We start from the raw sequence: 25,943 nt of genomic DNA, 5'->3' as shown, positions 1-25,943 counted from the left end.
TTCCTTTCTGCGAAGTGGGTATCAGCCAAGTTGCGCTGGATACCCTCGCTATCGGCACCAACAGTCCGACCTTTAGGTGGCCCAGGAGCGTCCGATCCGCCTTCAATCGCGTCCATAAAGGCTATCAAGCAGCCGATTGGCCTTCAGGGCGTCCGCCAGACTGGCCAGTTCCGGTCGCGGCTGGCCGAGCAACTGATCGAACACCGCCTGGGCGCCCTGGGGCACGCCAGGGTCCACCCCCTCGGCCAGCACCTGTCGATTTCCCTGGGCGTCGTGCAGCACCAGACGCCCCGCGGAAAGCTCCAGGGTTCCGGCACTACCGTCCAGTCGAATGGCCAGCCGCGGACCGCGCAGGGTGGCGCTGGCGCGCAGATGAATCGGCAGATCACCGGCCTGGAGCAAAGCCTCGCCGCAATGATCCAGTGGCCAGCGCGGATCGCGGTCCAGTCGGCTATGGGCGACCGTCAGGGCCTCACCGCATAACCAGGCGCTGAAATCCAGCAGGTGCACGGCCAGATCGCCAAAGGCGCCATAGCCCATGCGGCGCTCGTCCAGATGCGCCGGCCAGTCGCTGAGCCAGCCCTCCAGCAGCCCCGGGTGGCCGGCGGTCAGTGACAGGTGGCTGAGGCTGCCGATGGCACCGTTCCGCGCCCGCTGGCGCAGCAGCTGCAGGGCCGGGTCGGTACGCAGATAGAAGCCGCTGAAGCAGGAACGCCCGGCGAGCTGATCGGCCAGGGCGGTGGCGCGAGCTGCCGAGACGGCCAGCGGTTTTTCCACGAAGAGATGACGGGCCCGGGGGAGCAGAGTGGTCACCGTCGCCTCGTGATCCTCGATGGCGGTGGTGACGAAGGCCAGGTCCACTTCGGGCAATCGGGCGAAGTCATCCAGTACCGGCAGGCCATGGGGCGCGGCGAGGCGCCGGGCGCGGGCGGGATCGCGTTCGCTGGCCACCGCCACTACCCGCACTCGCGGATCGGCCAGGCTGGTGTCCAGATAGTCCTGGGCGTGGATCTGTTCGCAACCGACGATGGCGACGCTGAGCATGACAAGGGGTCCTCCAACGGTAACTGTTCCGTTATGGACCCCTGGTGTGCCGCGAAGCTTCCCCGATCAGACCGGCTGGTAGGCCCTGCCGAAACGGTTGGCCAGGAAGGCCTCCATATCCACCTGCTCCTGGGCGATGAAGCCGCGCTGCGGCAGCTTGCCTTCGCGGAACAGATCCAGGGCGGTGCAGATGCCGGCCGCGGTGGTGATCTGGATGGCGCTGGTCAGGCGACCGTCGCGCTCGGCGGCAAAGATCTTGCGGCTGAACACCTCCTGCACCAGCTTGCCACCACGCATCCCGCTGACGGTGACAAACACTAGCACCACGTCCTGCATGGTGGTGGGCACGGCGCCGCGCAGGATGTTCTTGAGCTGCTCCTGGTCACCGGCCAGGCGCAGGTCTTCCAGCAGGAATTTCATCAGGTCGCGGTGACCGGGATAGCGCACGGTCTTGTAGTCCAGGGTTTCCACCTGGCCCTGCAGCGTCTCGCAGAGCGTGCCCAGGCCGCCCGAGGTGTTGAAGGCCTCGTATTCCACGCCGTCCAGGGAGAAGTGTTCCAGGCCTTCCAGCGGCTGCACCAGTTGCAGTTCGCCGTTGCGCACGGCCTCGCAGGGGTGGCAGTACTCGTTGACCAGGCCGTCGACGCTCCAGGTCAGGTTGTACTTCAGGGCATTGGTGGGGAATTCCGGCAGGGCGCCGACGCGCATCTTCACCTCGCGCACGCTGTCGAAGCGCTTGGCCAGCGAATGGGCGGCGATACCGATGAAGCCCGGCGCCAGACCGCACTGGGGCATGAAGGCATTGCTCGCGCCCTCGGCCAGCTGGCGGATGGTCTTGGTCGCCTTGACGTCTTCGGTCAGGTCGAAATAGTGGGTATTGGTGGCCTTGGCCGCCTGGGCCACCGGAATCGCCAGGTGATAGGGCAGGGCGTTGAGCACCACGTCCTGGTCGTCCAGGGCCGCGGCCAGGGCGCTGGCGTCGGCGGTATCCAGGGTCCGGGTCTTGACGCCCAGCGCGGCGATGGCCGCCAGGGCGCGCTCGTCGCGATCCGCCACCGTCACCTGATAGTCGCCACTGGCGTGCAGCAATTGCGAAATGGTGTAGCCGATATGGCCGGCGCCGAGCAGGGTGACTTTCATGGCGGGATCCTCCGTGGTTGAGGCTCCAGCTTAGAAAGCGGCGCTGCCAGATGTGAGCGTCAGAGCGTCGAAGTGTCGTTACTTATTTCTCGAAACGTCGGATTTTTCGACGATATGACCAGGGCGCTCGTTTCTTCCGGCTTTTTGCTTATCGCTCTAGGCGAAAGGCTGTCGAGCACGCCACAGGAATCCCGACACAGGTCGGCGCCGCGTACCACCACCTTCTATAAGCCAGGGACTCGGCCACGGCGGGTGGCCGCTTCAAGGAGGAGAGAGCATGGTCGTGGACAATGCAGCACGGGTGGACGCCTGCTACTGGGGCGTACTGGGTCGTGCCCCGGATACGGAAGGCTTCCGCTTCTGGGTCGCCAAACTGGACGAGGGCCTGGGCGAAGAGCAACTCATCCGCCTGTTCCTCAATGGCGCCGAACGCCAGCATGCGCATCCCGCGGACGAAAGCGCCAGTGCCTTCATCGACGGCTGCTATGGCGACCTGCTCGGCCGCAGCGCCGATGCCGATGGCAAGGCCTTCTGGTTGGGCCGACTGGAGACGCTTGGCAGCACCCACCAGGATGCCCGCGCCGCGGTCATCGCCGAGATGATCGACTACCTCGGCCGCCCGGATGGCCAGAGCGCTGATCAGCAGCTGTTCCAGACGCGTCTCGAGCAGTGGGAGCCGCTTACGCCGGGCCTTGTCCTGCACGAGGACACCGGGATGTCGGCCACCGATGGGATCACCCGCAACGGCCAGGTGGATGTGACCCTGCCAGATGGGGTGACGGCCTGGAGTTACAGCCTGGATGGCGGGCAGCACTGGACCCTGACGAGCGCCGACAGCCATACCCTGCAACTAGGGGCGGGCTACTATCAGGCGGATCAGCTGCAGGTCAGTTACCTTGGTGACGACGGTAACGCCCGGACCCTGGCGAACCAGGCGCCGTGGAGGATCGACACCCAGGGTGCGGAGCTTCATCTCTTCACCACCCGCGGTCCCACCACCGAGAACCTGCTGCAATTCCGCTTCTTCGACGATGGCGACATCGAGCAGTGGCGCAGTTCCAGCGATGGCGGCCAGACCTGGCAGCAGGGTGAAGGACGCTGGCCTGCGCCCAAGCTGGAGCCGGGCTTCTATGCGCAAGGCTCGATTCTGGTCGAGACCACCGATACCGCCGGAAATGTCGCGGTGACAGCCCTGCCGCGGGACCTCACCGTTCTGCCTGCCGACCTCACGCCGCCGCGGTTGACCGGTATCGATCAGCAGTCCTACTACAATCCCTATGCGGATGACTTCATCAGCCTGCTGTTCGACGACTCCATCTATCGCGGCACGCGCGACCTGTACTCGGAAGCCTATCCGATACCGGTGAAGGTAGACCCGACGCTGCTGGAGAAAGCCTTTCTGCTCGATGTCACCACGGGTGCGAAGATCGGCTTCGAGATGGCGACCCCGGTGCGTCAACTGACCAATCTGCTGGACATCCGTCTGACAAGCGAGTTGGAGGAGGGCCATCAGTACAGTGTCTATCTGCCAGGGGCTTTCGTCTATGACGGCTACAACAATCCCAGCGACGAGCTGACCCTGCTGGGCGCCAGCAACACCTTCATCGCTGCCTGACCAGGTCCTAGGGGGTCTCCTGCAGTGGCCCCTGCTATCCCGGCACCACCCGCAACAGCCGGCCCTCCTCGCCATCGGTGAGCAGCCAGAGATTACCGTCCGGTCCGCTGCGCACGTCGCGCAGACGCTGGTCCAGCTCCTGGAACAACAGCTCCTGCGGACCAGGCACACCTTCCACCAGCGGTATCCGCCGCACCGATTTCTCCCGCAGCGCCGCCACGAACAGGCTGCTGCGCCAGGCGGGAAAGCCCTGGCCGTCGTACCAGGTCATCCCGGCAGGTGCGATCGACGGCGTCCACTCCAGCAGCGGCGGGGTGATGCCCGGCAATTCGCGAAAGGGCGAGATGCGCGCGCCGGTGTAGTCCACGCCGCCGGTGGTCAGCGGCCAGCCGTAGTTGGCGCCCGCGCGAATCAGATTGAGTTCGTCGCCACCCTTGGAGCCGTGCTCGTGCTCGTACAGCGCCTGGCGCTCGGCCACCCAGACCAGGCCCTGGGGATTGCGATGGCCAAGGCTGTAGATCTCCGGCAGGGCGCCGGGTCGCTTGACGAAGGGATTATCCGCCGGCACCTGGCCGTCGCGGGTTGTGCGGACGATCTTGCCCAGGTGGTTATCCAGTCGCTGGGCGTCGGTGCGCTCGACGTTGCCGTCGCCCAGGGCGATGGCCAGGGTGCCGTCACCGAGCAGGGCCATCCGCGCCCCGAAGTGCTGCCCGAAGGCCTTGGCCGGCTGGCTGGTGAACAGCGGCTGGACGTCCTGCAGGCGTCCACCGTCCAGCCGCGCGCGTACCACCCTCAAATGATTGGCCTGGCGCGTGCCTGTCGCATAGGAAAGATAGATCAGTTGATTGCGGGCGAAATCCGGATCCGGCAACACCTCGAACAGACCGGCCTGGCCTTCGGTATAGAGCTCCGGCAGTCCGGTGATGGCTTGCGCCTGCAGCCCGAGGCGACCTGCACCGTCCCGTACCAGCAGCCGCAAGCGCCCGGCGCCTTCGGTCAGGAGCGCGCGGCCATCGGGAAGGAAGGCCAGCGACCAGGGTCTATCCAGTCCGGTCGCCACCGTTTCGATCCGATAGGCCGGCGCCGCCAGCCCCAGCGGCGCCGCCAGCAGGGCTAGCCACGCCAGCCAGGCCAAGCGGCCGGAAGCTTTAGGTAACGCTTGAGGTCTGTTCCGGGTACCCGCTTTCGCTAGCATCTGCCTATCTCCAAGGGATCTTCCGACCATGCCCCAACCGCTCTGGCGCGCCCTGTTGCAACCGCGCACCCTGCTGGCGTTCGCCGCGGCCCTATTGCTCGCTACGGCCTGGGGCAGCCTGGTGCAGACCCAGTACAACCTGGCGGCCCTCCAGGGACTCGGCCAGCCGATCGACCTGGCCACGCGCTGGCGGACCTCGCTGGAGGATCTGCTGGGCTTCGGACCCGTCTATGCCGCCATCGTGCTCGCCGCTTGGTTACCAGCCTTTGCCGCGGCCCTCTGGCTGGGTCGTCACGGCGGTGCCCATCGCGCCTGCCTGCTGCCACTGGCCAGCAGTGTCAGCCTGATCGCCGCCATCCGCCTGATCGACGCCTTCGCGCCCATGCCGGTGCTCATCTATGCCACGCGCACCCTGGAGGGATTGCTGGCGATGGCCGTGGGTGGGCTGCTCGGCGGGCTGCTGTTCATCTGGCTGGCCCGCTCGGTGATCCCGCGCTAGGGGAGGGCGATCAGGACGAGGTCAGCTTCATCAGCACCAGCCCGCTGACGATCAGCGCGGCGGCCAGGATGCGCAGCGGACTCGCCGCCTCGCCCAGCACCAGGATGCCGATCATGAAGGCGCCGATCGCGCCGATACCGGTCCAGATCGTATAGGCGGTGCCCAGCGGCAGGCTGCGCATGGAGATCGACAGCAACGCCACGCTGGCCACCATGGCGACCCCGGTGATGATCGTCGGCGTGAGGCGGGTGAAGCCCGCGGACTGCTTCATGTAGAACGCCCAGACCACTTCGAGCAGTCCCGCGCACACCAGATAGAACCAAGCCAACGACGGCCTCCTGTGACACCGGGCCGTCCCGGAACGCTGCCCACCGATCGCCGGGGTCGTCCCCGTAGGCTGAGAGAAAAGGGCGACAGGCTGCCCTACCGCCTGATCGGCCCCATTATCCTAGCCGTTCATGGCCGTACCTTTCGACCCGACCTGGCAGGCGCTACCCACCAACCGCTAGCGCGGCTGGCAGATCTGCGTGGCGATCCCGTCGAATTCGCGGTCGAAACTGGCGCGTTCGGCCGCGCTGAGAAAGCCCTGCTGCTTGACCAGGTCATCGGTCTGGCTGCGCACCGCGGCGATGCGCTCGCTGAAGGCCGTTGCCTGTTCCTGACTGATCCGCCGCGCCTTGCGCGCCGTGCTCACATCCGCCAGCAGCACATTGGCGCGCATCGATATATGCGCCTGCCGTGGATCACTGATGGCGCCGCCCAGTTCGCCCGGAAGTTCACGCTGCTGCTGCAGATCGCAGCTCGGCAAACCGAGGTCGTCGTGCCGAATCGGCTCCCGGGTACAGGCGCCCAGGGCGAGCGGCAGCAGCAACAGGGGAATCAGGGATTTCATCCAGGTCTCCTCGGGGTGGCGTTAGTGGAGACCTTGAGAGCCCCGGACGGACGCTTCGTTCAAGAAGGCCTCTGCGCCGGGCCTTGGCAAAGCCCTGAGGCTAGTCGTCCCGCCGCGCCTGCCGTTCCAGCGCCGCCAGCTGCAGCCGCGCCTCGTCGGCCACCGGGCCCCTGCCGACCGCACTGCTCTGCAGCAGCGATAGATTCAAGGAGTGAGCAGCTGCCTCTATCCCTGGACGGAGGGCATGGCCGGCCTGGGCCAGGGCGGTGTCTTCGGTCAGGAGCGGAGCGGCGAGAAAGAGGGTGACCGAGCTGGTCAGGAGGTATCTCATGAGGCGTCCTTGCTGGGTTGATCACCAGGGTATCGGCATCCGGCCGGCTGGTTGGAGCGGATCTAGAGGTCAGAGCTTAGATCAGAATCGCGAGTGTGGTAGTGATAATGGTCAGATAAATCACGCCGGCAATCTGGCGTAGGTTCTTTCGCGAACGGTCTGTGCGTCTTGGAAAGGCTTGAACGACGGCCAGAAACAACAAAGCCCGCGCGATGGCGGGCTTTGCTGAGGTTCACGCGGCGGTGAACGGGAGATGGCGCACTCGGCGGGATTCGAACCCACGACCCCTGCCTTCGGAGGGCAGTACTCTATCCAGCTGAGCTACGAGTGCAACGATTCGGTGACGCTGAATCGGTCGCCATCATACTCACCTTGCCCCCGACCGTCCATGCCCGGATGCACGATGTTGTTGATTTTGAACGACTGTTTCGCGGGGTGTGGCGAGGGCTGGATAAACAAGCAGGAGGGCCGCGCGAAAACCGCTCCGGCGCTCTTGCGCAGGGGTTCAATGTTCTCCTAGGATGCGTTCAATATTTCGAACGCCCAGGGCGGTTCGAACGTAGTTCGAGCGGGCACTGAACGGTGGCGATGCCAGCGTTTCCAGGCCTGACACTATCGCAGGCGCAGGGGTGTCATGCCCTTGCTTCCGGCCCTTTCAGCCAAGGAGACCGTAATGCATCTCAAAGACGCTTCCCTGTTTCGCCAGCAAGCCTATGTCGACGGCGCCTGGATCGACGCCGACAGCGGTGCCACCGTCAGCGTGGACAACCCGGCCACCGGCGAGACCCTGGGCACCATTCCCAAGCTCGGCCGCGCCGAGACCAAGCGCGCCATCGACGCCGCCAACCGCGCCCTGCCGGCCTGGCGCGCGCTGACCGCCAAGGAGCGTTCGGCCAAGCTGCGTCGCTGGTACGAGCTGATGATCGAGAACCAGGACGACCTGGGCCGGCTGATGACCCTGGAGCAGGGCAAGCCGCTGGCCGAGGCCAAGGGCGAGATCGCCTACGCCGCCTCCTTCATCGAGTGGTTCGCCGAAGAAGCCAAGCGCATCTATGGCGACACCATCCCCGGCCACCAGGCCGACAAGCGCATCTTGGTGATCAAGCAGCCCATCGGCGTCACCGCCGCCATCACGCCGTGGAATTTCCCCACCGCGATGATCACCCGCAAGGCCGGTCCGGCCCTGGCCGCCGGTTGCACCATGGTCATCAAGCCCGCCAGCCAGACCCCGTACTCGGCCCTGGCCCTGGTCGAACTGGCCGAGCGCGCCGGCATTCCCAAGGGCGTGCTGAGCGTGGTCACCGGCTCCGCCGCCGAGATTGGCGCCGAACTGACCGAAAGCCCCATCGTGCGCAAGATCTCCTTTACCGGGTCCACCGAGATCGGCGCCAAGCTGATGGAGCAGAGCGCGCCCACCATCAAGAAGCTGTCGCTGGAGCTGGGCGGCAACGCGCCCTTCATCGTCTTCGACGACGCCGACCTGGACAAGGCCGTGGAAGGCGCCATCGCCTCCAAGTACCGCAACGCCGGCCAGACCTGCGTCTGCGTCAACCGCCTCTATATCCAGGACGGTGTCTACGACGCCTTCGCCGAGAAGTTCAAGGCCGCGGTAGCCAAGCTCAAGGTCGGCAACGGCCTGGAAGAGGGCGTGACCATCGGCCCGCTGATCGACGCCAAGGCCGCGGCCAAGGTCAAGGAACACATCGACGACGCCGTGAGCCATGGCGCCAAGGTCATCGCCGGGGGCAAGGCCCACGCCAACGGTGGCAGCTACTTCGAACCGACCATCCTCGCCGACGTGCCCAAGAGCGCCAAGGTGTCCAAGGAGGAGACCTTCGGCCCGCTGGCGCCGCTGTTCCGCTTCAAGGACGAGGCCGAGGTCATCGAACTGGCCAACGACACCGAATTCGGCCTGGCCTCCTACTTCTATGCCCGCGACCTGTCCCGCGTGTTCCGCGTGGCCGAGGCGCTGGAGTACGGCATGGTCGGCATCAACACCGGCCTGATCTCCAACGAGGTCGCGCCCTTTGGTGGCGTCAAGGCCTCGGGCCTGGGCCGCGAAGGCTCCAAGTACGGCATCGAGGAATACCTGGAGATCAAGTACCTCTGCCTGGGCGTCTGATACCGCTTTCGGCTGGGCCTGTTGGGCTTCGCGGCACTCAACCCAACCTACGGTCGAGGTAGGTTGGGTTGAGAGGGCTTTATCGTCGCAGCCCAACAGCTCCTCGGTCTGATCCAAAGCTTTTCCCGGCGCGGACGCCGGGCCGTTGGCAGTCGATCATCGTATGCTGCCCGGAATCCGGTCCGCGTCTTTCCCGTAGCCGGCCGCCACGATGAGCGGCCATCGAGGACTGCAATGAGCCACACCAATGATTCCCTGATGCACCGTCGCAGCGCCGCCGTCGCCCGTGGCGTCGGCCAGACCCACCCGATCTTCGTCGCCCGCGCGGAGAACGCCAAGGTCTGGGACGTCGAGGGCAACGAGTTCCTGGACTTCGCCGGCGGCATCGCCGTGCTCAACACCGGCCACCTGCATCCGCGCGTGGTGGCGGCCGTGCAGGAGCAGCTGACCAAGGTCTCCCACACCTGCTTCCAGGTGCTGGCCTACGAGCCCTACGTCGAGGTCTGCGAAAAGCTCAACGAACTGGTGCCGGGCAACTTCCCGAAAAAGACCGCACTGTTCAACTCCGGCTCCGAAGCCGTGGAGAACGCCGTCAAGATCGCCCGCGCCGCCACCCAGCGCGCCGGCGTCATCGCCTTCTCCAGTGCCTATCACGGCCGCACCATGATGACCCTGTCGCTGACCGGCAAGGTCGCGCCCTATTCGGCCGGCATGGGCCTGATGCCCGGCGGCGTCTATCGCGCGCTCTATCCCTGCGAACTGCACGGCATCAGCGTCGATGACGCCATCGCCAGCGTCGAGCGCATCTTCAAGAACGATGCGGCCCCTGGCGACATCGCGGCCATCATCCTCGAGCCGGTGCAGGGCGAGGGTGGTTTCTATGCCGCGCCCAAGGAATTCATGCAGCGCCTGCGCAAGCTGTGCGACACCCACGGCATCCTGCTGATCGCCGATGAAGTCCAGTCCGGCGCCGGTCGTACCGGCACCTTCTTCGCCATGGAGCAGATGGGCGTCGATGCCGACCTGGTGACCTTCGCCAAATCCATCGCCGGCGGTTTCCCGCTGTCGGGCGTGACCGGGCGCGCCACGGTGATGGATGCCGTCACCCCCGGCGGCCTGGGCGGCACCTACGCCGGCAGCCCCATCGCCTGTGCCGCGGCCCTGGCGGTGATCGAGACCTTCGAGGAAGAGCAACTCCTGGACCGTTCCAAGGCCGTGGGTGAACGCCTCACCGCGGGTCTGCGCGAACTGGCCGCCAAGCACGCGCAGATCTGTGACGTCCGTGGCCTGGGCGCCATGATCGCCATGGAGCTGGGCAAGGGGGGCGACATCGAGCAGCCCGATGCCGAGCTGACCAGCCAGATCGTGGTCCGGGCGCGCCAGAAGGGCCTGATCCTGCTCAGCTGCGGCAGCTACGGCAACGTGCTGCGCATCCTCGTGCCGCTGACCGCCAGCGACGAAGAGCTGGATCGCGGCTTGGCCATTATCGGCGAGTGCTTTGCCGAATTGGCCTGAGTCCTGATCGGACCGCCCTCCCAGAGGGCGGTTTTTATGTGACGCGCTTGGCATTGAGTCCGCTTTGACGCATCATCCGCCGCTTCGCTTTCCTCAAGCAGGAGTGGGTTGGGATGCCGCCCCTGATACTTATCGTCGACGCCAATCCCTGGACCCGTGACCTGCTCAAGTCACTGGTGCTGGCGGTGCGTGCCGATGCCCTGGTGCACGAATACGGCCATGGCTATCAGGCCCTCGCCGAACTGGATCAGCGCAAGAGATGCGCCCTGATCATCGTCGAGCGACCGGCCGATTGCGATGGAATCGACCTGCTGCGCCGCATCCGCCAGCGCGGCGCCCAGCCGCTGCAGCCGGTGATCCTGCTGTCCGAACAGGCCGATGCCGCCTATGTGCGCGCTGCCCTGCGCCTGGCACCCACCGCCTATCTGGTCAAACCCTATGCGGCGGAAGAGGTGTTGCGCCGTCTGCGCAGTCTGTTGCCACCCGCGGGAGACGCGTCCCGGGCGGCCAGTAGTGCCGCGGCCCTGGGATCGCTCGACGATCATCTGCAGCGCATGGCCGCCGAAATCGACGCCGTGCCACTGTTCGCCGATCTGCCGGCCATCATCGAGCGCTGTCGCGAGAGCGAGAGTTGCAGCCTGGGGGAGCTGGAAACCGAGTTCGGCCAGGATCCCCTGGTCACGGCGACCCTGATCGCGGCGGCCAACAGCGCTTCCCAGCGCGTCGGCCAATCCTGCCAGACCCTCAGCCAGGCCCTGCCGCGGCTGGGCGTCGGCTTCACCCTCAACCTGGTCCTGGGCCTGAGCCTGCGGCGAGCGACCCGCCTGGCCGAGCCGCTGCTGGCCGGACGCGCCGAGGGCTATCTGCGCCTGGCCCAGCGCGCCGCCGACTGCGCCCGGCTGCTGGCGCTGCGCTATGTGCGCGAGGACGCCGAGCGCTGCTATACCGCCGGCCTGCTGCATCGCCTGGGGGAACTGGCGGTGCTGCAAGGCGTGCAGCGCTGGTGCGACGGGGGTGGCGTCATCGAGGAGGCCGCGCTGGAGCGCGCGCTGCTGAGCTACAGCCTGGAGTTTTCCGCGGAATTGCAGCGGCACTGGCGGCTGCCACTGGAGTTGCGCGAGCTGGTGGCCGCGGTGCACAGCCTGCATGGCGTGCTGCCCAAGCCGTCGCTGATCCTGCACCTGGCGGCGCAAGCGGCGAACCCCGCCCCGGGCGAGTCTCTCGACACCCTGCTGGAGCACAAGGCCGGGCGCATGCTCGGTCTGGAGGCCGCCGTCTGGCAATTGGCGGTCACCCAGCTCCAGCTGGGTTAGCGTGCGCTGTCGGGGCGATAGCCCAGGCGCAGGCCGCCCCAGTGCCGGCCGTTCACCAGAATCGGCACCGAAAGGTCGTGCATCACCTCACCGGTGTCTCTCATGTAGGTCTGCAGCAGCAGGCGGCGCTGGTGGCTGCCGCAGCGCTTGCCGGTGCGATCGCTGAACAGGCGCTTGCTGCGACTGCGCGCCGTATCCACTGCCACGTCGCCGGTGGGTGCATGGGCGAAGGCGCGGTTGTGGGTGGGCACATAGCCTTCCGGCGTACAGGCGATGGCGAAGACCAGGCCGGGATGCTGGTCCAGCAGCGGCTCCTGGATCGCCGGTAGCACGCCATCGGTATAGCTGTCGAAACGGGTGCGGTACTTGGCCGGCTGACTGCCGGGCACGGGCTGGTACTGGCGGTCGAAGAGGGCGTCCTGGGTGATGCGCCCGGCGGCCAGGTCTTCCTCGAAGCGCCGGCCGATGGCATCCGCGCCCTGGCGCGCCAGTTCGAAGATGCGCTGGTGATAGCTGTCCAGGCCGACCTCGGCCAGGCGTTCGCTGCTGGCTTCGGCCATGTCCACCAGTTCGTCGGCGGCGCCGCTGAGCCGGCTGGTCTGGCGCTCGCTGTCGGCGAGATCGCTGTGCACCTGCTCCACCGCCTGGGCCAGGCTTTCCAGCTGGGCGAGATTGGCCGAGGTGCCCTGGGCGATATCCGCCGCCTGGCGCTCGGCGGTCTGCGCCAGCTGGGCGATCTCCTGCAGGCCTTCGCCAGTGCGCTCGACCTGGCGCACGCCGTCGTCCAGCGCCTGGGCCAGTTGCTGGATCTGCGCCACCACGGCGTCGGTCTGCTGGCTGATGTCGGCGACGATCAGCCCCACCTCGCCGGTCGCGCTGGAGGTCCGCGCCGCCAGGCCCCGGACCTCGTCGGCGACCACCGCGAAGCCACGCCCGTGTTCCCCGGCGCGCGCGGCCTCGATGGCGGCATTGAGCGCCAGCAGGTTGGTCTGGCTGGCGATACGCTGGATGACCTCGGTGACCTGCTGGATCTTGTCGGTGCGGGCACTCAGGCCGGCGATCAGTTCGCGGCTCTGGCGGGCGTGCTCGCTGAGGGCGCGGATGGCGGCGATCGCCGTACTCAGGGCGTCCTGGCCGGCCTCGCTGCGCCGGTGCACCTGCTGCGCCACCGCCAGGGCCTGGCGGGCGCTGGCGGCGCTGTCATGCTCGGTCTGGGTGAGGGCAGCGGCGCTGCTGGAAATCTGCGCGGCCGTGCTGGCCTGGGATTGCACCCGTGCCGCCAGTTGCTGGGCGGCAAAGGCCACGCCGGCGATGGCCACGGCGTTGCGCGCCGTGCTGCGCGAGAGATCGCTGGTCAGCTCGTCGAAGGACTGGCTCGGCGCGGGCGGCGCTGTAGGCCTGCGCAACAGCAACCAGGGCCAGAGGGCAGCGGCGAGCACCAGTCCCATACCGGTGGCGATGGGTAGCGCCAGCCACTGCCAGAGCAGCAGCGTGGCCACGAGGATGGCCAGGTGAAGCGACAACACGACGGGCCAGCGCCTGGGCATGCGACCTCCTTGTTATTCTGCTCGATCGAGGACGAAGTGTGACGGCTGTCAGTTTCGTCGATCATGGAGCCCGCTTTCCGGAGGTTGCAACCGCTGTCTGGTCCCGGCGGCTACGACTTTGGTCTTAGCCGCCTGCGGTGGACTCAGGGCATACGCGGCAGGAAATGCAGCGGCGCACCCCGTTGCAGCCCGGCCAGTACCGGGTGGTCCTTGACCAGTTCCACCTCGATCACCTCGCTCTGCTCCGGCACCCTCAGGGTGATCCGGGTGGTGGCGCCCAGCGGCCGGATGTCGCGCACTTCGGCCGCGTGATAACCCGCTCGCGGCTCGCGCTCCAGTTCCACCTCGTGCGGACGGAACAGTACCTCCTGCTCGCCCACCGCCAGGCGGTTGGAGTCACCGAGGAAGTGATAGACGAAGTCGCTCGCCGGCTGTTCGTAGACCTCGGCGGGCGAGCCGACCTGCTCGATCTGGCCCTTGTTCATCACCACGATGCGATCGGCCACTTCCATGGCTTCCTCCTGGTCGTGGGTGACGAATACCGAGGTCAGGTGGATCTCCTCGTGCAGCCGTGCCAGCCAGCGACGTAACTCCTTGCGCACCTTGGCATCCAGGGCGCCGAAGGGTTCGTCGAGCAGCAGGATCTTGGGCTCCACCGCCAGCGCGCGGGCCAGGGCGATGCGCTGGCGCTGACCGCCGGAAAGTTGCTCGGGATAGCGATCGGCCAGCCAGTCGAGCTGCACCATGTTCAGCAGCTCGTGCACCTTGCTGGCGATCTGCGCCTCGCTCGGCCGCTCGCGGCGCGGCTTCATGCGCAGGCCGAAGGCCACGTTGTCGAATACCGTCATGTGGCGGAACAGCGCGTAGTGCTGGAAGACGAAGCCGACGTTGCGATCGCGCACGTCACGCCCGGAGACGTCTTCGCCATGGAAACCGATGTTGCCGGTGTCCGGCGCTTCCAGGCCGGCGATGATGCGCAGCAGGGTGGTCTTGCCGCAGCCCGAGGGGCCGAGCAGGGCGACCAGCTCGCCACTCTCGATGTGCAGGTTGATGTCCTTGAGCGCCTGGAAGGCGCCAAACCTCTTGTTGATACCCTGGATCTCGATACTCATGGCGCCTTATTCCTCGTCACGGTGCTGCAGTTGGCGGCTCAGGCGACTCTCGCTCCACTGCCGCAGCAGCAGGATCACCAGGGCCATCATCAGCAGCAGGATCGCCACGCTGAAGGCGGCGACGATGTTGTACTCGTTGTAGAGAATCTCGATGTGCAGCGGCAGGGTGTTGGTCAGGCCGCGGATATGGCCGGAGACCACCGACACCGCCCCGAACTCGCCCATGGCCCGCGCGGTGCAGAGCACCACGCCATAGATCAGCGCCCATTTCACGTTGGGCAGGGTCACGTACCAGAACAGTTGCCAGCCGCTGGCGCCCAGCAGGCGTGCCGCTTCTTCTTCCTGGGTACCCTGTTCCTGCATCAGCGGGATCAGTTCGCGGGCCACATAGGGAAAGGTGACGAAGATCGTCGCCAGCACGATGCCGGGCACGGCGAAGACGATCTGCACATCGACGCTCTGCAGATAGGGGCCCAGCAGCCCCTGGGCGCCGAACAGCAGCACATAGATGAGACCGGCGATCACCGGTGACACCGAGAAGGGCAGGTCGATCAGAGTGATCAGCAGACTCTTGCCGGTGAACTCGAACTTGGTGACGCACCAGGCCGCGGCCAGGCCGAAGGCCAGATTCAGGGGCACCGAGATGGCGGTCGCGAACAGCGTCAGCTTGAGCGCCGAGAGCGCATCCGGTTCGCTGATGGCGTCCCAGAAGGCGCCGATGCCGTTGGCCAGGCCCTGGCTCAGCACCATGTACAGCGGCAGCACCAGGACCAGCAGGAAGATCAGCCAGGCGCTGGCGATCAGCGCGATGGCCACCGGGGTGCGCTGCTTGATGGCGCGCGCATCGGCCTTGGTCGAAGTCATGAGGCTCATGTGGTCATCCTTAGATGTTGGGCTGGATGCGGCGCTGCAGGATGTTGATCAGCAGCAGCATGACAAAGGACACCAGCAGCATGAACACGCCGATGCCGGTGGCACCGGTGTAGTCGTACTGGTCCAGCTTGGAGACGATGAGCAGCGGCAGGATCTCGGTCTTGAACGGGATGTTGCCGGCGATGAACACCACCGAACCGTACTCGCCCACGCCGCGGGCGAAGGCCAGGGCGAAACCGGTCAGCCAGGCCGGCAGCAGGGTCGGCACCAGCACGTAGCGGAACACCTGCCAGGGGCGCGCGCCCAGGCAGGTAGCGGCTTCCTCGATTTCCTTGGGGATGTCCGCCAGCACCGGCTGCAGGGTGCGCACCACGAAGGGCAGGGTGACGAAGATCAGCGCCAGGGTGATGCCGATCGGGGTATAGGCGATCTTGAAGGGAAACAGCGAGCCTATCATGCCGTTGGGCGCATAGAGCGCGGTCAGGGCGATGCCGGCCACGGCGGTGGGCAGGGCGAAGGGCAGGTCGACCATGGCATCGATCAGTTTGCGCCCGGGAAACTCGTAGCGCACCAGCACCCAGGCCAGCAGGGTGCCGAGGATGCCGTTGACCAGCGCGGCGAGCAGGGCCGTGCCAAAGGACAGCTGCAGCGCGGCCAGCACCTGGCGCCCGGTGATCAGCGACCAGAATTGCCCGAGGGTCAGCTGGCTGGCATGGAGGAACATGGCGCCCAGCGGGATCAGCACGATCAGCGCGAGGTAGGTCAGGGAGAATCCCAGGGTCAACCCGAAGCCGGGTATGACCGGGGAGAGACGGCGAGACATGAGACGTCCTTCTGCAAGGCGCCCCGGCGATGCATTCGCCAGGGCGCAGAGGGGTGGAACGATACCTGCTCCGGGCCGGTCAGCGTGAGCCGTCCCGGCCGCGGCGCTATTTGTTGATGTCGGCGAAGATCTTGTCGAACACGCCGCCGTCGGCGAAGTACTTCGGCTGCGCCGCTTTCCAGCCGCCGAATTCCTGGTCGATGGTCACCAGCTTGACCGGCTTGAACTGATCCTTGAATTCCGCCGCCACCTTGGCATCGCGGGGGCGATAGAAATTCTGCGCGGCGATGCGCTGGCCCTCGGGGCTGTACAGATACTGCAGGTAGGCCTCGGCCTGCTTGCGCGTGCCCTTCTTGTCGACCACCTTGTCCACCACGGCTACCGGCGGCTCGGCCAGGATCGACAGCGACGGGGTGACGATCTCCAGCTGGTCGCCACCTTCTTCCTTGAGGGACAGATAGGCTTCGTTTTCCCAGGCGATCAGCACGTCGCCCAGCTGGCGCTGCACGAAGCTGATGGTGGCGCCACGTGCGCCGGTGTCCAGCACCGGGGCGTGGCGATAGAGCTCGGTGACGAACTTGAGGGCCTCGGCATCGCTGCCGTACTTGGCCTTGGCATAGGCCCAGGCGGCGAGGAAGTTCCAGCGGGCACCGCCGGAGGTCTTGGGATTGGGGGTGATGACCTGGACATCCTTCTTCACCAGGTCGTCCCAGTCCTTGATGCCCTTGGGATTGCCCTTGCGCACCAGGAAGACGATGGTCGAGGTGTAGGGGGTGCTATTGTCCGCCAGACGCCTCTGCCAGTTCGGGTCGACCAGTTGCTGGTGCAGATTGAGGGCATCGATGTCGCCGGACAGCGCCAGGGTCACCACGTCGGCCTGCAGGCCATCGATCACCGAGCGCGCCTGCTTGCCGGAGCCACCATGGGAATTCTTGATGGTCACGTCTTCGCCGGTTTCGGTCTTCCAGTGCTTGGCGAAGGCGGCGTTGTACTGCTGGTAGAGCTCGCGGGTCGGATCGTAGGACACGTTGAGCAATTCAACGGCGTGGACCTGGGTGGCGAACAGGGCTCCGGCCAGCGCGGCCAGGGCGAAACGGCGAATCGACATGAAAAGGCTCCTTGACGTGAGAAAGCCGGACACCGTCTGGCGGGCGCCTTGCCCGCTCGTCCGCTGACCGCGAGAACTCAGGGCTTGTTGGCTTGGCCGGTCTGAGGCCGGAATTTTTCCTTGCGCTCGATCTGCACCACCTGTCCGTTGTGCACGGTGATCTCGATGGCGCCGAATCTCAATCCGCGCAAAGCCTGCTGGATATCGCGGAGCAGTGCGGTTTCGTCCTGGTTTTCCAGGCTGCGGAACGGAACGGAGCTCATGGGGTGGCGTCCTCGTGTACAGCGGTGGGCGGGGAGGTGGCGCCATCTTAGGGGGCTGATCTTTATTTCTTAAAATTGCTAATAATGCTTTGTTTATTCACTTTTAGAATTAGCAGTCTGTGAAGGACACGTTGTGTAGCAAAAGGGAGGGCTGGATTTATCGTCCACCCCGGCAATAATGCGCGAACGCCTGTTCACTGAACTTTCAGTGACAGTTGCACCACACAACCCGCGCGAGGTCCTCTGCGTCCATGAGCTACAACGGCCTGCTTGACCTGTCGGTCTGGCAACTGGTGGTGGTCACCCTGCTGCTGACCCACCTGACCATTGTCAGTGTCACCGTCTACCTGCATCGCTACTCCGCCCACCGTTCGCTGGAGCTGCATCCCGCGCTCAGGCACGCCTTCCGCTTCTGGTTGTGGCTGACCACGGCGATGAACACCCGCGAGTGGACCGCCATCCACCGCAAGCACCACGCCAAGTGCGAAACCGAAGAGGACCCGCACAGCCCGGTGCACAAGGGCCTTGCCACCGTGGTGCGGCGCGGCGCCGAGCTGTACAAGGCCGAGGCGAACAACGCCGATACCCTGCGCATCTATGGCAAGAACTGCCCGGACGACTGGATCGAGCGCAAGCTCTACTCCAATCCACGCACCCGCAACATGGGCGTGGTGCTGTTGCTGCTGATCGACATCGCCCTGTTTGGTGCCCTGGGTCTCACCGTCTGGGCCGTGCAGATGGTCTGGATTCCCTTCTGGGCCGCGGGTGTGGTCAATGGCCTGGGCCATGCCGTGGGCTATCGCAACTTCGAATGCCGCGATGCCGCCACCAACCTCATCCCCTGGGGCATCGTCATCGGCGGCGAAGAGCTGCACAACAACCACCATACCTATCCCAACTCGGCCAAGCTGTCGGTCAAGCGCTGGGAATTCGACATGGGCTGGGCCTGGATCAAGCTGTTCACCTGGCTGCGCCTGGCCAAGGTCAACCGCGTCGCCCCCATCGCCCATCGCATCGAAGGCAAGGGGCAGCTGGACATGGACACCGCCATGGCCATCCTCAACAACCGCTTCCAGATCATGGCTCAGTACCGTCAGCAGGTGATCGGCCCGCTGTTGCGCCAGGAGCGGGGCAGTGCGGCGCCCTCCCAGCGTCCGCTGTTCCGTCGCGCCCGAGGTCTGCTGGCCCGCGAGACCAGTCTGCTCAAGGCTCGCCATCAGGTGCGCATCGACGAACTGCTCGAGCACAGTCAGGCGCTGAAACTGATCTACGAAAAGCGCCTGGCGCTGCAGCAGATCTGGGCCCGGACCAGTGCCAACGGCCACGACATGCTGGCCGCGACCCGGCAGTGGATCGGCGAAGCCGAAGCGAGCGGCATTCAGTCCCTGCGCGAATTCGCCGAACAGCTGAAAACCTATTCCCTGCGGCCGGCTGGAACCGCCTGAGAAAGGCTTCACAAAAGCCCACCGAAGCGGTGGGCTGCTCTATGCGGGGATTGAACCAGGCTGGTTTCAGCTGTCTCTAACTCCCTCAGGACCCCGCGTAGGCGCATGTGTATATGGATGAACAACCCTCTCTGTCTGCTCTTCCCACTCCGGAAGAGAATCTGCTGGCTCTCCTGCATTCGCGGGCCGAAACAGATCGCCTGCGTGACCGGGAGCAGCTGTTCAGCGCGCTGCTGGAAAGCGTCAACGCGGTGCTCTGGGCCCTGGACTGGCGCACTCGCCAGATCATCTATGTCAGTCCCGCCTACGAACAGATCTTCGGTCGCTCCCAGTCCCTGGTACTGAGCGACTACAGCACCTGGCTCAACAACATCTATCCCGACGATCTGGAGTACGCTCAGCGCACCCTGGAACAGGTGATCGAGCAGGGCGCCGTGGAGTCCCGCGAGTACCGCATCATCCGCGCCGACGGCGAGATCCGCTGGCTCAGCGACAAGTGCTTCGTCAGTCAGCGCAGCGAGGCCGGCATGCCGCTGCTGGTGGTGGGTATCGCCGAAGACATCACCGACAAGAAGCGCATGGAGGAGGAGCTGCAACGGCTCGCCACCACCGATGTCCTGACCCGCAGCAGCAATCGTCGACATTTCTTCGAGAGTGCCCAACGCGCCTTCGAATTCGCCCAGAGCGAAGGCGAGCCCCTGGCCTTCCTGCTGCTCGACATCGACGACTTCAAGAAGATCAACGACCGCTTCGGTCACCAGATGGGCGATCAAGTGTTGCAGCGTGTTGCCGAATGCGGCGCCCAAACTACCCGCCGCGGGGATCTGTTCGGCCGTATCGGCGGCGAAGAATTCGCCCTGTTGCTGCCGGGCTGCGACAGCGATCTGGCGTTGCAGATCGGCGGGCGCCTGCAGCGCGCTGTGCGGCAGTTGGCGGTACCCAGTGCCGAGGGCCCGCTGAAGGTCACCATCAGTCAGGGCGTCACCGTGTTGCGGGAGGGCGACGAGTCCCTCGACACCCTTTATGTGCGGGCGGACGAGGCCATGTACCGCGCCAAGCGCCAGGGCAAGGATCAGGTCGTCCAGGGCTGAATATCCCTTGCCAGGCCTCGCCGGTGACAGCTCGGCCGGCTTGGTTCGCGGTTCCGTCCACCACTGTCACGTCATCCCACCCGGTTCTCCGCACCCCTGCTTCCTTGTCCATCTGGCCTGCAGCCGATCTCTTCTCCGTGTCCTGTTGACCGTCCTTGCTGACGCGGCGATGCCCCCTCGATTGGAAGGAATGTGCCTGCGTGATCGACTGGGCAAGGTGGCCCTTGCAGCAGGGCATGCGGTGCGTCATACCGGGCGATAGGCGTCGTCTTCAGGGCAAATCGACTGAAAGAGGCGTCGCAAAAACTTACAAGTCCTTGAAGCAGATAGGGAATTCCTTCAGATCTTGCTTTTTTGATGCTGAGATCGGCCGGTTTTTAAGGCCGAGCCAGTGCCTTGGGAGGCCCGTCCCAGAGCCTCAGCGCGTACGGATTGGGATGGTGTCTCCCCAGGAAACGGCGAACCGTTCCATAGGCGTAGGCCGCGCAGGTTCCCTTGGGCCATGACCGAACAGTCAGAGCGGAAGACCACAGGGCGGGTTTTCAACCAGGTATCGCTAGACGAAATGCTTTTTTGCAATTAGCTTTCGCAACGTGGAAGACGGTGGCAGGGACCCTGTGCTGGAGGTCGCAACTTAAAAGTCGACCAGGCCCGGGATAATTCTCCAAATTGAAACAAAAGCCCTCTAGCTTTCCCTTCCGCACGGCCCGTCGGGCATACCACCAGCAGGCGCTGACACCTCTGGTGGCCGCATAACAACGATTCACCCCTGGAGCACTCATGGTCAAGAAGCCACTGGTGGTCGCGGTCTCCGCGGCCTGTCTGAACCTGTCCCTCATTGCCGCCGCCCACGCTGCCGGCTTCGTCGAAGACAGCAAAGCTACCCTCAGTCTGCGTAACTTCTACATCAACACAGACAACCGCAACGGTACTGCCAATCCTTCCCGCGTGATGGATTGGGGTCAGGGCTTCATGCTGAACTACCAGTCGGGCTTCACTCAGGGCACCGTTGGCTTCGGCGTCGATGCGGTCGGCATGCTAGGCCTGCGTCTGGACAGCGGTGGCAAGGCCAACGGCGGCACCGGTGGCAGCGTGCAGAACGGCACCATGTTCCCGCGCGATACCGATAACAGCGCTGTAGACGAGTTCAGCAGCCTGGGCGCTACCGCCAAGATGAAGATCTCCGAAACCGAGTTCCGCTACGGCACCCTGATGCCGAAGCTGCCGGTCGTGGTCTCCAACGACGGTCGTCTGCTGCCGCAGACCTACCAGGGTGCTCAGATCACGTCCAAGGACATCAAGAACGTGACGCTGACCGCCGGCCAGCTCGAGCGTGCCAAGAACCGTAACTCCACCGACGAGGACGATCTGTCCATCGCCGGCTCCAACGGTGCTGCGAATGCCGCCCTGCGTCGCAACAGCGACCATTTCCGCTTCGTCGGTGCCGACTACAAGGTCACCAAAGACCTGACCCTGCAGTATTACTTCGGTCAGCTGGAAGACTTCTACAACCAGCACTTCCTGGGTCTGGTGCACAGCGTCAAGCTGGGCGACGGTACCTTCAAGACCGACCTGCGCTATTTCGATAGCAACAGCCAGGGCGAGAACCGCAAGGCCGACAGCACCGGTCTCTACGTGTCCAGCGGCTACTACGGTGGTACCCGTACCACTGGCGAGATCGACAACCGCCTCTACAGCGGCCTGTTCACCTACTCGATCTACGGCCACACCTTTGGTCTGGGCTATCAGGGCAGCAACGGCAACAGCGCCTTCCCCTACCTGAACGAGAACGGTGGCGCTTCGACCTATGCAATCACCGATATTCAGATCAACAACTTCACCCGTTCCGGCGAAGACACCTGGCAGGCTCGCTACTCCTATGACTTCGCTCAGCTGGGCGTCAAGGGTCTGACCGCTGGCGTCATCTATCAGCGCGGTGACAACATCCGTACCCGTACTGGCGACGCCATGGAATGGGAACGCGATCTGACCGTCAGCTACGTGATCCCGGAAGGCCAGCTGAAAGGTCTGGGCTTCACCTGGCGTAACGCCATGCTGCGTTCCGACCTGCCGGCCGTTTCCCAAGCCGGTGTGCCGGGCCAGCGTGACGTCGACGAAAACCGTCTGATCGTCAGCTACACCCTGCCGCTGCTCTAAGCCGCGCTCAGGTCAGAAAAAAGCCCGTCGCGAGACGGGCTTTTTCATTTCCGCCGGAAATCAGCGACCGGTCGGCTGCTGCTGGGTGATGCAGTGGATGTTGCCACCGCCGAGCAGGATCTCGCGGCCCGGAACCTGTACCACCTCGTGCTCCGGGAAGCAGGCCTGCAGGGTACGCAAGGCCTCGGCGTCCTCGGGAACGCCAAAGGTCGGGGCGATGATGCCGCCGTTGACGATGAGGAAGTTGACGTAGGAGGCGGCCAGCCGCTCGCCGGCCCGGCGTGGCTGGGTGCCGAGGCAGACATCCACGTCGCGGCATTCGTCTTCGCTGGCGAACAGCGGCCCCGGGGTGACGATCCGATGCACCTTGAAGGTGCGACCGCGGGCATCGGTTTCGCGCTCCAGCACGGCCAGGGCCTCGCGGCAGCGGCTGTAGTTGGGATCGGCCTGGTCGTCGCACCAGCTCAGCAGCACCTCGCCCGGGCGCACGTAGCAGCAGAAGTTGTCCACGTGGCCGTTGGTTTCGTCGTTGTAGAGACCGTGGGGCAGCCAGATGACCTTGTCTACCGCCAGGTAGTCGCTCAGGTAGCGCTCGATCGCTTCGCGATCCAGGTGCGGATTGCGATTGGCGTTGAGCAGGCATTCCTCGGTGGTAATCAGGGTGCCTTCGCCATCGACGTGGATGGAGCCGCCTTCAAGGACGAAGTCCGGGGTGCGATAGCCCAGCAGATTCTCGATCGCGAGGATCTTGCCGGCGACCTGGTCATCCCGCTGCCAGGGAAAATAAAGGCCGCCATCCAGGCCGCCCCAGGCATTGAAGCTCCAGTTGACACCGCGCACGCCACCCTGACCGTCGCTGACGAAGGTCGGGCCGGTATCTCGGCACCAGGCGTCGTCATTGCTGATTTCCACCACCCGGATGTTCGGGTGCTGCAGGCGGGCACGGGCATTCTCGTACTGATTGGCCGAGGCGCCGATGGTCACCGGCTCGAAACGGGCAATGGCCTGGGCGACTGCGGTGAAGGCGGCCTGGGCGGGCTTGCCGCCCAGGCGCCAATTGTCCGGGCGCTCGGGCCAGACCATCCAGATCTGGTGCTGGTCGGCCCATTCGGCCGGCATGTGGAAGCCGTCGGCACGCGGCGTGGTGAGGGTGGTCATGGCGAAGCTCTCCATCCAGAGTCGTCGTTGGCTGAGAAGGGGGAAAGGCCGGCAGGGCGCCGCGGGCGTGAACACGCACAGGGCTCCGGCGGTACCGCAGAACAGCTGCCGACCGATGCGGGACCGGTCGGCAGGCAGGTCCCTACACGGTGTGCAGGTACCAGTTGTACTCGAGGTCGGAGATGGAGTGCTCGAACTCCTCCAGCTCGTGCTCCTTGCAGGCGACGAAGATGTCGATGTACTTCGGGTCGATGTACTCCGCCATCACCGAGCTGTCGTCCAGGTAGCGCAAGGCATCGCGCAGGTTGTTCGGCAGGCTCTGCTCGTGCTGTTCGTAGGAGTTGCCCTCGGTGACCGGGCCGGGTTCGATCTGCCGGGTCAGGCCATGGTGCACGCCGGCCAGGACGCCGGCCAGCAGCAGGTAGGGGTTGGCGTCGGCGCCGGCTACCCGGTGCTCGATACGGTGCGCCTCCGGCGTACCGGTGGGGACGCGCAGGGCGGTGGTGCGGTTGTCCAGGCCCCAGCTCGGCGCATTGGGCACGAAGAACTGCGAGCCGAAGCGGCGATAGCTGTTCACGTTGGGGCAGAGGAAGGCCATGCAGGCGGGTAGGGTCTCGAGCACACCGCCGATGGCATGACGCAATGCGGCGTTCTGCTCGGGATCCTCACCGGCGAAGATGTTGCGGCCGTCCTTGTCCAGCAGGGAAATATGGACGTGCAGGCCATTGCCCGCCTGGCCCGGATAGGGCTTGGCCATGAAGGTGGTGTCCATCTCATGGTCATAGGCGACGTTCTTGATCAGGCGCTTGAGCAGCACGGCGTAGTCGCAGGCCTTGATCGGGTCGGCAACGTGATTGAGGTTGACCTCGAATTGCGCCGGAGCCGACTCGGCGACGATGGCGTCGGCCGGAATGCCCTGGGCGCGGGCGCCGTCGATGATGTCCTGCAGACAGTCCGCATACTCGTCCAGATCGTCCATGGAATAGACCTGGACCGACTGGGGACGCTTGCCGGAAATGGGCGAACGCGGCGGTTGCGGGCGGCCGTTGATGTTCTCCTGATCGATCAGATAGAACTCCAGCTCGAAGGCGGCGCAGACGGTGAGCCCGAGCTCGTCGAAACGCTGGACGACCTGGCGCAGGACCTCGCGGGGATCGGCGAAGAAGGGCTCGCCTTCCATCTCGTGCATGGTCATCAGCAGCTGCGCGGTAGGGCGCTTCTGCCAGGGTTCCATGGAGAGGGTGTCGGTGATGGGGAAGCAGACGCGGTCGGCGTCGCCGATGTCGAGCCCGAGACCGGTGCTTTCGACGGTGGAGCCGGTGATGTCGAGGGCGAACAGCGAAGCGGGGAGGTTGATTCCTTTCTCGAAGACTTTGGGCAGATTGGTGCGCTCGATGCGTTTGCCACGCACCACGCCATTCATATCCGCAATCAGAAGATCGACGAACTGGACCTCAGGGTGTTCCCTGAGGAAGTCGGTCGCTTCATCCAAACGAACGGCACGCGGGGGTACCGACATGATGAAACACCTTTGCTTTTGGCTGCGCTCGACAAAACGGTTAGCGCCTGATGCGCCTGTTTGCCCAGTGGGCCAACCGCAGTGAGGGCACGAGTGCCCGCTGTCGATCCGACAGCGACCTGAGAGTACGGTCTCGCCTGCGCTCCGACGCTTTGTCAGCGCCCCTGTTAAAAATATCAATCAGCGGAGTTACCACCCTGGAGTCAATCCGAAAGGCGGACCAAAGTCAACTGGAGGCAACCCTGCTCAGGGGTGGTGCGCAGGTGCCTGTTTTTGGCGCATTCAGCGGGGCTGGAACGGCTCTGTTTCGCCGCTTCTGTGCAGAATCTCGAAACTTTTTGCCGGTGGTTGTGAAAAATAACGAACAAGACTAGGCTCGGATGATTCCTGTTCAACCCGGTGTCCCATGTCCGCGCTGCCCCTCATAGGTGTCACAGCCTGTACCAGGCAACTAGGCCTGCATCCCTTTCACATCGCTGGCGACAAGTATCTGCGCGCGGTGGTGGAGGGCGCCGAGGGCATGCCACTGGTGATTCCGGCGCTGGCCGATCTCATCGCCACCGAGGCCCTGCTCGAGCGCCTGGACGGTCTGCTGTTCACCGGTTCGCCATCCAACGTCGAGCCCCATCACTACCAGGGTACGCCCAGCGAGCCCGGCACCCTGCACGACGCGGCTCGCGATGCCGTGACCCTGCCGCTGTTGCGCGCCGCCGTGGCGGCCGGGGTGCCGGTGCTGGGCATCTGCCGCGGCTTCCAGGAAATGAACGTGGCCTTCGGCGGCAGTCTGCACCAGAAGGTGCACGAGGTCGGCTCCCTCATGGACCACCGCGAACGCGGCGAGACCCTGGAGGAAAACTATGGCCTGCACCATCCGGTCGAGGTCCAGCCGGGTGGTCTGTTCGAGGCCCTGGAGCTGCCGGCACGCTTCGACGTGAATTCCATCCATGGCCAGGGTATCGATCGCCTGGCACCGGGGTTGCGCGCCGAGGCCCTGGCGCCCGACGGCCTGATCGAGGCCGTCTCGGTCCGCGAGGCCCGCGTCTTCGCCTGTGGCGTGCAGTGGCACCCTGAATGGAAGGTGCGCAGTCACCCCGTCTATCTCGCCTTGTTCAAGGCGTTCGGCAAGGCCTGCAAGGCGCGCGCTGCCGAGCGCTGATGCTGTTCACCCCGCTCGAACCTTC

At 65.2% G+C, this 25,943-nt stretch carries 23 protein-coding genes and 1 tRNA gene; 9 read left to right on the top strand and 15 right to left on the bottom strand.

Annotated features, from left to right (window positions below):
• Positions 1-102: 102 nt before the first annotated feature.
• Together PVZ77_RS11885 and PVZ77_RS11880 are read right to left on the bottom strand one after the other, a co-directional pair.
• The gene (locus tag PVZ77_RS11885) at positions 103-1,044 is read right to left on the bottom strand and encodes a Gfo/Idh/MocA family protein (RefSeq protein WP_273806593.1); all 942 of its coding nucleotides are present in this window, start codon (positions 1,042-1,044) and stop codon (positions 103-105) included.
• A gap of 66 nt (positions 1,045-1,110) precedes the next feature.
• Positions 1,111-2,184, bottom strand: coding sequence for a saccharopine dehydrogenase family protein (locus PVZ77_RS11880; RefSeq protein ID WP_273806592.1), 1,074 nt, complete (start codon positions 2,182-2,184; stop codon positions 1,111-1,113).
• A 277-nt stretch (positions 2,185-2,461) separates the two neighbouring features.
• Here PVZ77_RS11880 and PVZ77_RS11875 point away from each other — a divergent pair, with 277 nt between their 5' ends.
• Positions 2,462-3,799: a DUF4214 domain-containing protein gene (locus PVZ77_RS11875; RefSeq protein WP_273806591.1), complete on the top strand. Its 1,338-nt coding sequence runs from the start codon at positions 2,462-2,464 to the stop codon at positions 3,797-3,799.
• Between the two features lie 34 nt (positions 3,800-3,833).
• Here PVZ77_RS11875 and PVZ77_RS11870 read toward each other — a convergent pair whose 3' ends face one another.
• Positions 3,834-4,994 (bottom strand): PQQ-dependent sugar dehydrogenase, encoded by a 1,161-nt coding sequence (locus PVZ77_RS11870; RefSeq protein WP_443218027.1) that lies wholly within the window; start codon positions 4,992-4,994, stop codon positions 3,834-3,836.
• A gap of 28 nt (positions 4,995-5,022) precedes the next feature.
• Here PVZ77_RS11870 and PVZ77_RS11865 point away from each other — a divergent pair, with 28 nt between their 5' ends.
• Positions 5,023-5,493: a hypothetical protein gene (locus PVZ77_RS11865; RefSeq protein ID WP_273806589.1), complete on the top strand. Its 471-nt coding sequence runs from the start codon at positions 5,023-5,025 to the stop codon at positions 5,491-5,493.
• A gap of 10 nt (positions 5,494-5,503) precedes the next feature.
• Here the strand turns inward: PVZ77_RS11865 and sugE are convergent, their stop codons facing one another.
• The 4 genes from sugE to PVZ77_RS11845 all read right to left on the bottom strand — a co-directional run bounded on the left by sugE (position 5,504) and on the right by PVZ77_RS11845 (position 7,047).
• Positions 5,504-5,821 (bottom strand): quaternary ammonium compound efflux SMR transporter SugE, encoded by a 318-nt coding sequence (gene sugE, locus PVZ77_RS11860; RefSeq protein ID WP_273806588.1) that lies wholly within the window; start codon positions 5,819-5,821, stop codon positions 5,504-5,506.
• Positions 5,822-5,998: 177 nt separating this feature from the next.
• On the bottom strand, positions 5,999-6,385 hold the full coding sequence (locus PVZ77_RS11855; protein WP_273806587.1) for a hypothetical protein: 387 nt from the start codon (positions 6,383-6,385) through the stop codon (positions 5,999-6,001).
• Positions 6,386-6,485: 100 nt separating this feature from the next.
• Positions 6,486-6,716, bottom strand: coding sequence for a hypothetical protein (locus PVZ77_RS11850; protein WP_273806586.1), 231 nt, complete (start codon positions 6,714-6,716; stop codon positions 6,486-6,488).
• Positions 6,717-6,970: 254 nt separating this feature from the next.
• Positions 6,971-7,047 (bottom strand) — tRNA-Arg (locus tag PVZ77_RS11845).
• A 342-nt stretch (positions 7,048-7,389) separates the two neighbouring features.
• Between PVZ77_RS11845 and gabD the strand changes: the two genes are divergently transcribed.
• The 3 genes from gabD (at position 7,390) to PVZ77_RS11830 (ending at position 11,666) form a co-directional block, all read left to right on the top strand.
• The gene (gene gabD / locus PVZ77_RS11840; RefSeq protein ID WP_273806585.1) at positions 7,390-8,838 is read left to right on the top strand and encodes an NADP-dependent succinate-semialdehyde dehydrogenase; all 1,449 of its coding nucleotides are present in this window, start codon (positions 7,390-7,392) and stop codon (positions 8,836-8,838) included.
• Between the two features lie 234 nt (positions 8,839-9,072).
• Positions 9,073-10,353 carry a 4-aminobutyrate--2-oxoglutarate transaminase gene (gene gabT / locus PVZ77_RS11835; protein WP_273806584.1) on the top strand — a complete coding sequence of 427 codons (1,281 nt, stop codon included), beginning with the start codon at positions 9,073-9,075 and terminating at the stop codon, positions 10,351-10,353.
• Positions 10,354-10,466: 113 nt separating this feature from the next.
• Positions 10,467-11,666, top strand: a complete 1,200-nt coding sequence (locus PVZ77_RS11830; RefSeq protein ID WP_273806583.1) for an HDOD domain-containing protein — start codon at positions 10,467-10,469, stop codon at positions 11,664-11,666.
• On the opposite strand, the gene PVZ77_RS11825 is transcribed toward PVZ77_RS11830, so the two are convergent.
• The 6 genes from PVZ77_RS11825 to oscA form a co-directional block, all read right to left on the bottom strand.
• Positions 11,663-13,114, bottom strand: coding sequence for a methyl-accepting chemotaxis protein (locus PVZ77_RS11825; RefSeq protein ID WP_443218030.1), 1,452 nt, complete (start codon positions 13,112-13,114; stop codon positions 11,663-11,665). The genes PVZ77_RS11830 and PVZ77_RS11825 overlap by 4 nt on opposite strands.
• Positions 13,115-13,356: 242 nt before the next feature.
• Positions 13,357-14,325, bottom strand: a complete 969-nt coding sequence (locus PVZ77_RS11820) for a sulfate/molybdate ABC transporter ATP-binding protein (protein ID WP_273806581.1) — start codon at positions 14,323-14,325, stop codon at positions 13,357-13,359.
• A gap of 6 nt (positions 14,326-14,331) precedes the next feature.
• On the bottom strand, positions 14,332-15,189 hold the full coding sequence (gene cysW / locus PVZ77_RS11815; RefSeq protein ID WP_443218029.1) for a sulfate ABC transporter permease subunit CysW: 858 nt from the start codon (positions 15,187-15,189) through the stop codon (positions 14,332-14,334).
• 19 nt (positions 15,190-15,208) lie between these two features.
• On the bottom strand, positions 15,209-16,021 hold the full coding sequence (gene cysT, locus PVZ77_RS11810) for a sulfate ABC transporter permease subunit CysT (protein WP_133861341.1): 813 nt from the start codon (positions 16,019-16,021) through the stop codon (positions 15,209-15,211).
• A gap of 106 nt (positions 16,022-16,127) precedes the next feature.
• Complete coding sequence (locus tag PVZ77_RS11805) at positions 16,128-17,129, bottom strand: sulfate ABC transporter substrate-binding protein (RefSeq protein WP_273806579.1); 1,002 nt, start codon at positions 17,127-17,129, stop codon at positions 16,128-16,130.
• A 77-nt stretch (positions 17,130-17,206) separates the two neighbouring features.
• Positions 17,207-17,392 carry a sulfur starvation response protein OscA gene (gene oscA, locus PVZ77_RS11800; protein ID WP_133861339.1) on the bottom strand — a complete coding sequence of 62 codons (186 nt, stop codon included), beginning with the start codon at positions 17,390-17,392 and terminating at the stop codon, positions 17,207-17,209.
• Between the two features lie 251 nt (positions 17,393-17,643).
• On the opposite strand from oscA, the gene desA reads away from it, so the two are divergent.
• From desA to PVZ77_RS11785, 3 genes are all read left to right on the top strand, one after another.
• On the top strand, positions 17,644-18,837 hold the full coding sequence (desA, locus tag PVZ77_RS11795) for a delta-9 fatty acid desaturase DesA (RefSeq protein WP_133861338.1): 1,194 nt from the start codon (positions 17,644-17,646) through the stop codon (positions 18,835-18,837).
• Positions 18,838-18,950: 113 nt separating this feature from the next.
• Complete coding sequence (locus tag PVZ77_RS11790; protein WP_273806578.1) at positions 18,951-19,928, top strand: sensor domain-containing diguanylate cyclase; 978 nt, start codon at positions 18,951-18,953, stop codon at positions 19,926-19,928.
• Between the two features lie 780 nt (positions 19,929-20,708).
• Positions 20,709-22,085, top strand: coding sequence for an OprD family porin (locus PVZ77_RS11785; protein WP_273806577.1), 1,377 nt, complete (start codon positions 20,709-20,711; stop codon positions 22,083-22,085).
• Between the two features lie 60 nt (positions 22,086-22,145).
• Here PVZ77_RS11785 and aguA read toward each other — a convergent pair whose 3' ends face one another.
• Both aguA and PVZ77_RS11775 read right to left on the bottom strand, forming a co-directional pair.
• Positions 22,146-23,243: an agmatine deiminase gene (gene aguA / locus PVZ77_RS11780; protein ID WP_273806576.1), complete on the bottom strand. Its 1,098-nt coding sequence runs from the start codon at positions 23,241-23,243 to the stop codon at positions 22,146-22,148.
• Between the two features lie 142 nt (positions 23,244-23,385).
• A complete protein-coding gene (locus tag PVZ77_RS11775; protein ID WP_133861334.1) occupies positions 23,386-24,762 on the bottom strand; it encodes a glutamine synthetase family protein in 1,377 nt (458 codons plus the stop codon).
• A gap of 406 nt (positions 24,763-25,168) precedes the next feature.
• Here PVZ77_RS11775 and PVZ77_RS11770 point away from each other — a divergent pair, with 406 nt between their 5' ends.
• On the top strand, positions 25,169-25,918 hold the full coding sequence (locus PVZ77_RS11770) for a gamma-glutamyl-gamma-aminobutyrate hydrolase family protein (RefSeq protein WP_273806575.1): 750 nt from the start codon (positions 25,169-25,171) through the stop codon (positions 25,916-25,918).
• Positions 25,919-25,943: the final 25 nt, after the last annotated feature.

Source organism: Pseudomonas sp. SHLD1 (assembly GCF_028640935.1).
Lineage (GTDB): Bacteria > Pseudomonadota > Gammaproteobacteria > Pseudomonadales > Pseudomonadaceae > Chryseomonas > Chryseomonas aestiva.
This window is presented reverse-complemented; position numbering and strand designations above follow the sequence as displayed.